Source organism: Pseudomonas sp. GL93, from assembly GCF_003408955.1.
GTDB classification, from domain to species: Bacteria; Pseudomonadota; Gammaproteobacteria; order Pseudomonadales; family Pseudomonadaceae; genus Aquipseudomonas; species Aquipseudomonas paracarnis.
Genome location: NZ_NKRF01000016.1, coordinates 43,100 through 50,978 on the forward strand (window position 1 = coordinate 43,100; position 7,879 = coordinate 50,978).

Here is a 7,879-nt window from a genome sequence, read left to right on the forward strand (position 1 = left end):
GGGCGAAGCCGGCGGTGCCAATTTAGTGCGCGAAACCCTGGCTTGAACCGCTTTGGTGCTTTTTGCCTTGATGCAGGCCTGCCAACCTCCATGGAAAACTTGCAAAGTGCGGTGGACACCCTCGTCCACAGTTCGAACACCCTGTTCATCCTGATTGGCGCGGTCATGGTGCTGGCCATGCACGCCGGTTTTGCCTTCCTTGAAGTCGGGACGGTGCGCCAGAAGAACCAGGTCAACGCCTTGTCGAAAATCCTCAGTGATTTTGCGATTTCAACGCTGGCCTATTTCTTTATAGGCTATTGGATCTCCTACGGTGTGAGCTTCCTGCAACCGGCCGCCGTGATCAGCGCCGATCATGGCTACGCCCTGGTGAAGTTTTTCTTCCTGCTGACGTTTGCCGCGGCGATTCCGGCGATCATTTCCGGCGGGATTGCCGAGCGTGCGAAGTTTGCGCCGCAGCTGTGTGCCACCGCGCTGATCGTGGCGTTTATCTACCCGTTCTTCGAAGGCCTGGTGTGGAACGGCAACCTTGGCCTGCAAGCCTGGCTGCTCGCAACCTTTGGCGCCAGCTTCCACGACTTTGCAGGTTCCGTGGTGGTGCACGCCATGGGCGGCTGGCTGGCGCTGGCGGCGGTGTTACTGCTGGGCCCGCGCAATGGGCGGTATCGCGAAGGGCGCCTGGTGGCGTTTGCGCCATCGAGCATTCCTTTCCTGGCGCTGGGCTCGTGGATTCTGATCGTGGGCTGGTTCGGCTTTAACGTGATGAGCGCGCAAACCCTCAATGGCGTCAGTGGCCTGGTGGCTGTCAATTCGCTGATGGCCATGGTCGGTGGCACCGTGGCCGCCCTAGTGATTGGCCGCAACGATCCCGGTTTCCTGCACAACGGTCCCCTGGCCGGGTTGGTGGCAATCTGCGCCGGTTCCGACCTGATGCACCCTGTGGGCGCGCTGGTCACGGGCGTGGTGGCTGGCGGCCTGTTCGTGTGGTGCTTTATCGCTGCCCAGTCGCGCTGGAAGATCGATGACGTGCTGGGCGTGTGGCCATTGCATGGCTTGTGCGGTGTGTGGGGCGGCATTGCTTGCGGCATCTTCGGGCAGGCCGCCCTGGGTGGGCTGGGCGGCGTGAGCCTGATCAGCCAGTTGATCGGTACCGGGTTGGGGGTGGTCGTGGCGTTTGGCGGCGGCTTGCTGGTGTACGGCGTGATCAAGCGCGTGCAAGGGCTGCGCTTGAGCCAGGAGCAGGAGTATTACGGCGCGGACCTGTCGATCCACAAGATCGGCGCGGTCAGTCAGGACTGATCGGCGCGTCTTCGTCAGTGTGTGGCGGTGGGGAGAAACCGTGTAGCAGGCGATAGTGGTTGCGCCGTACTTCGTTCACTCGCGCCTGCACCTGTTGGTCCGGCAGGCCCAGCAGGATCAGGGCGTGGGAGGCGAGCATCAGGCTCGACTCCAACAACTCGGGCACCACTTCGCTGGCGCCCGCGCCCTTGAGTTCGGCCAACTGGCTGTCATCGCGAGTGCGCACCAGGATCGGCACGTCTGGGTTGATCTGCCGTGCCTCCTTGAGCACCACCAGCGCGACATCGCTGTTGTCCACCGCGATCACCACCAACCGCGCCCGTTCCAGGCCGACGGCGCTGAGCAACGCGCCACGGCGACAGTCGCCGTAATGCACGCTGCTGTCCTCGGTGGCGGCTTCCTGCACCCGTTCGGGGTCATCATCCAGGGCGATAAATGCCTGTTGTTCGCGGCGCATAAAGCGCCCGATGGACTGGCCTACCCGGCCATAGCCGCAAATCACCACGTGCCCATGCAGTTGGGCGTTGAGCGCAGTGATGTGTTCCAGTTGCACTTGCTGGTTGGGCTTGCGGTGCAGGCGCAGGGCAATGGCCGGTGCCGCCCGCAACAGCAGCGGTGTCAACAGCATCGAGCAGAAGGTGGCAGCCAGGAGTAGGCCGTTGAACTCATCGGGAATCAACCGGCTCTGCTGCATCTGCGCCATCAGTGCAAAACAGAATTCACCGCCCTGGGCCAGTGCCAGGCCGCTGCGCCAGGCCGTTTCGGTGTCGCTGTTACGCCACTTGACCAGCGCCGCGACGACCATGCCTTTGACCAGCATCAACGTAAGCGTCAGGCCGAGGATCAACAGGCTGTGGCTGACGAACAACTGCAGATCGATGAGCATGCCGATGCTGACAAAAAATAGCCCCAGCAGAATGTCGCGAAACGGGCGGATATCCGCTTCGATCTGGTGTCGGTAATGACTTTCCCCCAGCAACATGCCGGCCAGGAATGCACCGAGGGCAGGGGACAGGCCCAGCAGGTGGGTGAGCCAGGCGGTGAGCAAGACAATCACCAGCGCCAGCAGCACAAACAACTCCGCCGAGTGCGACGCGGCGACTTCACGGAACAGGCGCGGCAGCAACCAGCGGCTGGCGAACAACAGGCCCACGAACAGCACCACGGTCTTGCCCAAGGTCAGCGGCAGCGCCCAGTACCAGGCTTGGTCACTGCTGCCGGCAAATACCGGCACCAATGTCAGCAGCAACACCGCCACGACGTCCTGGAACAGCAACACGCCTATCGCGTTCTGGCCATGGCTGCTGAAAATTTCACCGAGGCTGGTGAGTTCCTTGCTGACAATGGCCGTGGACGACAGCGCCAGCCCTGCGCCCAGCAATAATGCAATGCCAGGCGCGAGGCCAAAGCTCATCAACAAAACGCCCAGCAGTGCCCCGCACCCCAGCACCTGCAGGCTGCCCAGGCCAAATACCACGCTGCGCAGCGCCAACATTTTCGACAGGGAAAACTCAAGCCCCAGGGAAAACAGCAGGAATACCACGCCCATCTCGGCCAGGTCCGGCAGGTCTTCGTTGTCATTGACCCAGTCCAGCGCGGTGGGGCCCACTGCCAGGCCTACGCACAGGTAGCCCAGCACGGGCGGCAGCTGCAGCCGGCGAAACAGCGCAATCACCACCAGGGATGAGGCCAGAATAATCAGCAGGTTGGCGAACACAGGCATCTCCGTTGCAGGGCGAGCGGCAAAAAAGCCGCGAGAATCGCTGAATCAGTTATAGGCCATGGTGATCTGGATCAGGCTTTTTGCATCGTAGGAGCGAGCTTGCTCGCGAAAAACGTCAACGCCAGCGCCGTGCTCTGGGGAGTCCGCGCTGAACTCGGGTTTTTCGCGAGCAAGCTCGCTCCTACAAGGGGCTTGTTGGGCTTAGAATGGAGATTCGTTTTGTGACCGAGTCCTTTCATCATGCTTCCTGAATGCCAGCTGTTCGGCACCCTGGGTTGCCATCTGTGTGAGATCGCCGAAGCCGAAGTCATGCCGCTCGTCGAACACGGGCTGTTGGTGGAGCTGGTGGATATCACCGATCCCGAGGACCTGACAGATGTCTACGGCCTGCGGATTCCGGTGCTTCGCCGCACGGACACCGGGGCGGAACTGGACTGGCCTTTCGATACCGCGCAGGTGGTTACCTTCCTAAGCTGATATTTATGCGATGGCGGCTTTCCAAATATTAAGTTACTGTATATTCGTACAGCGATTGAATAGAGGGAACGCCCGTGGTGAATGTTGAACAACTTAAAAGCAGCGTCAATCGCATGTCCGCCGATGTGGTGCGCGACGCGGTGAACGAGCTGCGCCTCGATGGCCTGGTCACGGAAGGCAAGACACCGTTTAACAAAGTGCATTTCAACACCTGCTTCGCGGAAATCGAGGCGCTGTTCCAGCGCGCCGGTTATCACAAACAGCTGGATGTGGTGGGTTATCAGGGCTTGCTCTACGCGCTGTATGACCCAGGCCGTTGGGAAGCGGTGGACGTACTGCGCTGGCTCAAGGAATTCACCGAGGCGGCAAGCGCCTCGCCGGTGCTGCGCGCTCAACTGGCCAAGGCCTGAGATAGGCCCTAGGCAATCGCGCGCCATGGGCGATAATGCCCGCTTGTTTCCAGGCTTTGAGCGTCGGCATGTCCACTTGCGTTTTTTCCCCCTCCCAGCACCAAGCCAGCACCCTGTACTTGCCGCCGGGCTCCTGGGTGACGGTGCTCGATTGCCTGTGCGCACACTTCCCGGCCATTGGCCGTGAACAGTGGCTGGACCGCATTGCCCGCGGCCGGGTGCTGGATGTCAATGGCAGCCCGATCAGCCTGGGCCTGGGCTACAAGGAAGGCTTGTGCATTTATTACTTTCGCGAAGTGCCCAACGAGAAAGTGATCCCTGTGCAGGAAAACATCCTGTACGCCGATGAGCACCTGGTGGTAGCGGACAAACCGCATTTCCTGCCAGTGACACCCGCTGGCGAGTACGTCGAGCACACCTTGTTGCGGCGCTTGATCCGGCGCCTGGACAATCCCGCCCTGGTGCCTCTGCACCGTATCGACCGGCATACGGCGGGGTTGGTGCTGTTCTCGGCCAACCCGCACAGCCGTTCGGCCTATCAGCAATTGTTTCCCACGCGACGTATCGACAAGTTCTACGAAGCCATCGCACCGGCCTTGCCGCACCTCAGCTTCCCCTTGGTGCACAAAAGCCGTTTGGTGGATGGCGAGCCTTTCTTTCGCATGCAGGAAGGGCCGGGTGCCAGCAACACCGAGACGGCGGTAGAGGTGCGCGAGAAAAACGCTGATCTATGGCGCTACGGCCTGTTCCCGGTGACCGGCAAGAAGCACCAGCTGCGCGTGCATATGACGGCGCTCGGGGCGAGCATCTGTAATGACCCGTTCTACCCCGAAGTGATCAAGGATGCCGAGGACGATTACGCCAAGCCACTCAAGCTACTGGCCCAGGGCGTACGCTTTATCGACCCGGTGAGTGGTCAGGAGCGCAGCTTTTGCAGCCAGATTACCCTGGACTGGTAAACCCCAGGAACAACAAGGCCCGCGCGAGGCGGGCCTTGTGTGCAAGCGCTTAGGCTTACAGGTCTTTAACGGTGCGAACCTGATCTTTGTTGATACGGGTGTGCTTGCCGTCCAGTTGTTCGAATTCGTAGAAGCCCGAATCTTCATCGTACTTCGGGGTGTCGACGGCCTGGATTTCGCGACCGTCATTCAGGGTGATCACTGTTGGCGAAGCGCAACCGGCGAGGGTGGCGAGGCCCAGTGCAAGCATGAGAGCGGCGATGGTCCGTTGAGTCATGAGTTTGTCTCCGAGAGAATACTTTTAAATTGCTGACCTTGTGACGTACGGGACGCCGGCAAAGTTCCTTGTGCAGGGTTCATTCTGACATGCCAGCCCCGGGGTGCAACAGCTCGGGCGTATTAAGATTGGCCAGGCGCGGGTCATCGGCCGGGCATTCCAAGGCCACCGCGCCCAGTTGCAGCCAGAGCTTGCGCGGGCTGCGCTCACCCGCTTGCCATGCCTGTTCCACTTGGTTTTTCAGGCTCGTGGGAATGATGCACAGCAAGGGTTCCCAGCATTCACCCTGGCGTACCATCACCGGCGCCTGCGGGTTGCGTCGTGCGGTCGCACGCAGGTCGGCGAGCAGTCGCGCATCGATCTGCGGCACATCGCAAGGCAAGATCAGCAGATGCTCATGGCGTGCGACGAAGAGTCCCGCACGGATACCGGCCAGCGGGCCGGGGAAGTCCGGGTTGTCATCGCTCACCTGTTGGTCTGCATAGGGTGTGTAGCGTTCATGGTTGCGGTTGCACGAGATGATCAAGTCATCGGTGAGCGGCCGGGCCAACTGGTGCAGGTGAGCGATCAAGGGCTGGCCGTGCCATTCAAGCAGCCCTTTGTCCTGGCCGCCCATGCGTTGGCCGCGACCACCGGCGAGCAACAGGATCGAACACGGCAGGGAGGAAAATTCAAAAGTCATGGCGGTTGCGCTGCGGCAGGTAAACAGGGGCCTGTGATATAACATCGGGCTGTTCCTTCGACAACCGGACCGTGCCATGAAAGCCAAGGCCGATGCGCCCTTTGTACCCCTCAATATTGCTGTATTGACCGTCAGCGACACCCGCACCCTGGAGACTGACACCTCCGGCCAGGTCTTCGTCGACCGCCTCACCGCCGCCGGCCACCGCCTGGCCGAGCGCGTGCTGCTCAAGGACGACCTCTACAAGATTCGCGCCCAGGTGGCCCACTGGATCGCCGAAGACGTGGTGCAGGTGGTGCTGATTACCGGCGGCACCGGCTTCACCGGCCGCGACAGTACCCCTGAAGCGGTGAGCTGCCTGCTCGACAAGCAGGTCGATGGTTTTGGTGAGCTGTTCCGCCAGATCTCCGTGGCCGATATCGGCACCTCCACCGTGCAATCGCGCGCCTTGGCGGGGTTGGCCAACGGCACCCTGGTGTGCTGCCTGCCGGGCTCCACCAATGCCGTGCGCACTGGTTGGGACGGCATCCTCGCCGAGCAACTGGATAACCGTCACCGCCCATGCAACTTCGTCCCGCACCTCAAGCAGGCCGAACCTTGTGAATCCCGTGGATAAGCCCGGTAAAACCGGCGCCCTGATGCCGGTGGAAGCAGCCTTGCAGCGTTTACTGGACATGGCCGCCGCTGCGCCGATCCGCGAGCAGCAAATGCTGCCCCTGGCTGAATGTGATGGCCGGGTATTGGCCCAGGACCTGATCTCCACACTCGACCTGCCGCCGTGGCCCAACAGTGCCATGGACGGCTACGCTGTGCGCCTGGCGGACTGGACCGGCGAACCCTTGGTGGTGAGCCAGCGTATTTTCGCCGGCACTGCACCTGAACCCTTGGCGGCGGGCACCTGTGCGCGCATCTTTACCGGCGCGCCGGTGCCCCAGGGCGCTGACTGCGTGCAGATGCAGGAAAACGCCGTGGTACATGCCGACCAGCGCGTGAGTTTCACCGAGCCATTGCAGATGGGCGACAACATCCGTCCCCAGGGCCAGGAGACTACCGTCGGCGAGACTGTACTCAATGTCGGAACACGCCTGGGCCCCATCGAGCTGGGTTTGGCCGCGTCTCTTGGACGTGATCGACTCGAGGTGGTGCGGCGCGTGCGCGTGGCCGTGCTGTCGACCGGTGATGAACTGATCGAGCCGGGGTTGCCGTTGGGCCCTGGGCAAATCTACAACAGCAACCGCCGCGTGCTGTGCAGTTGGCTGGTGCGCATGGGCTGCGAAGTGATCGATGCCGGGATTCTGCCGGATGACCTGGAACAGACCCGCACGCGCCTGGCGGGCCTGGGCAGCGTTGATCTGATCCTCTCGACCGGCGGTGTGTCGGTGGGCGAAGCGGACTTCCTCGGCATCGCCCTGCGGGAAGAGGGGGAGCTGGCGCTGTGGAAGCTGGCGATCAAACCGGGCAAGCCGCTGACCTTCGGGCATTTTCGTGGCGTGCCGGTGATCGGCCTGCCGGGCAACCCGGCCTCGACCCTGGTGACCTTTGCACTGTTGGCGCGCCCGTATCTGCTGCGTCGCAAAGGCGTGGTGGAGGTGCAGCCGCTGCGCTTTGAAGTGCCGGCAGGGTTCGTCTGGACAAAGGCTGGCAACCGCCGCGAGTACCTGCGCGGGCGGATCGAACAGGGCAAGGCGATCATCTACCGCAACCAAAGCTCAGGGGTGCTGCGCAGTGCGGCTTGGGCCGAGGGTTTTGTGGAGGTGATGGAAGGCATCACGCTGGCCATCGGTGACCGGGTCAACTTCATTCCTTTGAGTGAAGTTCTGAACTGAGCGCGCGCTAAAAAATGTGGGAGCTGGCTTGCCTGCGATAACGGCCTGCCAGCCGGCACCTCTCTAGCTGATGCACTGCGATCAACTGTGGGAGCGGGCTTGCTCGCGAAGGCGGCCTGGCAGTCAGCACAGTTGGATTGTGTACATATCCATTTCGCTACATCGTTGTATCAGGGGCAAATGGGCAAACTGAACCACCGCTATCGCAGGCAAGCCAGCTCCCACA

9 protein-coding genes are annotated in these 7,879 nt (G+C 61.7%); 6 read left to right on the top strand and 3 right to left on the bottom strand.

What is annotated here, in order from left to right; genetic code table 11:
- Window positions 1-90 precede the first annotated feature (90 nt).
- On the top strand, window positions 91-1,299 hold the full coding sequence (locus CER19_RS04050) for an ammonium transporter (RefSeq protein ID WP_116665492.1): 1,209 nt from the start codon (window positions 91-93) through the stop codon (window positions 1,297-1,299).
- On the opposite strand, the gene CER19_RS04055 is transcribed toward CER19_RS04050, so the two are convergent.
- Complete coding sequence (locus tag CER19_RS04055; protein WP_116665493.1) at window positions 1,286-3,022, bottom strand: monovalent cation:proton antiporter-2 (CPA2) family protein; 1,737 nt, start codon at window positions 3,020-3,022, stop codon at window positions 1,286-1,288. The two genes, CER19_RS04050 and CER19_RS04055, sit on opposite strands and share 14 nt — an antisense overlap.
- A 240-nt stretch (window positions 3,023-3,262) precedes the next feature.
- On the opposite strand from CER19_RS04055, the gene CER19_RS04060 reads away from it, so the two are divergent.
- The 3 genes from CER19_RS04060 to CER19_RS04070 all read left to right on the top strand — a co-directional run bounded on the left by CER19_RS04060 (window position 3,263) and on the right by CER19_RS04070 (window position 4,868).
- On the top strand, window positions 3,263-3,499 hold the full coding sequence (locus CER19_RS04060) for a glutaredoxin family protein (RefSeq protein WP_116665494.1): 237 nt from the start codon (window positions 3,263-3,265) through the stop codon (window positions 3,497-3,499).
- A gap of 74 nt (window positions 3,500-3,573) precedes the next feature.
- Complete coding sequence (locus CER19_RS04065) at window positions 3,574-3,909, top strand: hypothetical protein (protein WP_003189932.1); 336 nt, start codon at window positions 3,574-3,576, stop codon at window positions 3,907-3,909.
- 68 nt (window positions 3,910-3,977) lie between these two features.
- A complete protein-coding gene (locus CER19_RS04070; RefSeq protein WP_116665495.1) occupies window positions 3,978-4,868 on the top strand; it encodes a pseudouridine synthase in 891 nt (296 codons plus the stop codon).
- A 55-nt stretch (window positions 4,869-4,923) separates the two neighbouring features.
- Here CER19_RS04070 and CER19_RS04075 read toward each other — a convergent pair whose 3' ends face one another.
- Together CER19_RS04075 and mobA are read right to left on the bottom strand one after the other, a co-directional pair.
- Window positions 4,924-5,145, bottom strand: coding sequence for a YgdI/YgdR family lipoprotein (locus tag CER19_RS04075; protein ID WP_003189935.1), 222 nt, complete (start codon window positions 5,143-5,145; stop codon window positions 4,924-4,926).
- Between the two features lie 79 nt (window positions 5,146-5,224).
- A complete protein-coding gene (mobA, locus tag CER19_RS04080) occupies window positions 5,225-5,827 on the bottom strand; it encodes a molybdenum cofactor guanylyltransferase MobA (RefSeq protein ID WP_116665498.1) in 603 nt (200 codons plus the stop codon).
- A 76-nt stretch (window positions 5,828-5,903) separates the two neighbouring features.
- Here mobA and moaB point away from each other — a divergent pair, with 76 nt between their 5' ends.
- On the top strand, window positions 5,904-6,443 hold the full coding sequence (moaB, locus tag CER19_RS04085) for a molybdenum cofactor biosynthesis protein B (protein WP_014717696.1): 540 nt from the start codon (window positions 5,904-5,906) through the stop codon (window positions 6,441-6,443).
- Window positions 6,427-7,653 carry a gephyrin-like molybdotransferase Glp gene (gene glp, locus CER19_RS04090; protein WP_116665496.1) on the top strand — a complete coding sequence of 409 codons (1,227 nt, stop codon included), beginning with the start codon at window positions 6,427-6,429 and terminating at the stop codon, window positions 7,651-7,653. The genes moaB and glp overlap by 17 nt, the downstream gene beginning before the upstream one ends.
- The last annotated feature ends 226 nt before the right edge of the window (window positions 7,654-7,879 follow it).

Coding starts and splice junctions, on each gene's coding strand:
- CER19_RS04060 (WP_116665494.1), top strand. CDS start 3,263: ATGCTTCCTGAATGCCAGCTGTTCGGCACCCTGGGTTGCCATCTGTGT.
- mobA (WP_116665498.1), bottom strand. CDS start 5,827: ATGACTTTTGAATTTTCCTCCCTGCCGTGTTCGATCCTGTTGCTCGCC.
- CER19_RS04070 (WP_116665495.1), top strand. CDS start 3,978: ATGTCCACTTGCGTTTTTTCCCCCTCCCAGCACCAAGCCAGCACCCTG.
- CER19_RS04055 (WP_116665493.1), bottom strand. CDS start 3,022: ATGCCTGTGTTCGCCAACCTGCTGATTATTCTGGCCTCATCCCTGGTG.
- moaB (WP_014717696.1), top strand. CDS start 5,904: ATGAAAGCCAAGGCCGATGCGCCCTTTGTACCCCTCAATATTGCTGTA.
- CER19_RS04050 (WP_116665492.1), top strand. CDS start 91: ATGGAAAACTTGCAAAGTGCGGTGGACACCCTCGTCCACAGTTCGAAC.
- CER19_RS04075 (WP_003189935.1), bottom strand. CDS start 5,145: ATGACTCAACGGACCATCGCCGCTCTCATGCTTGCACTGGGCCTCGCC.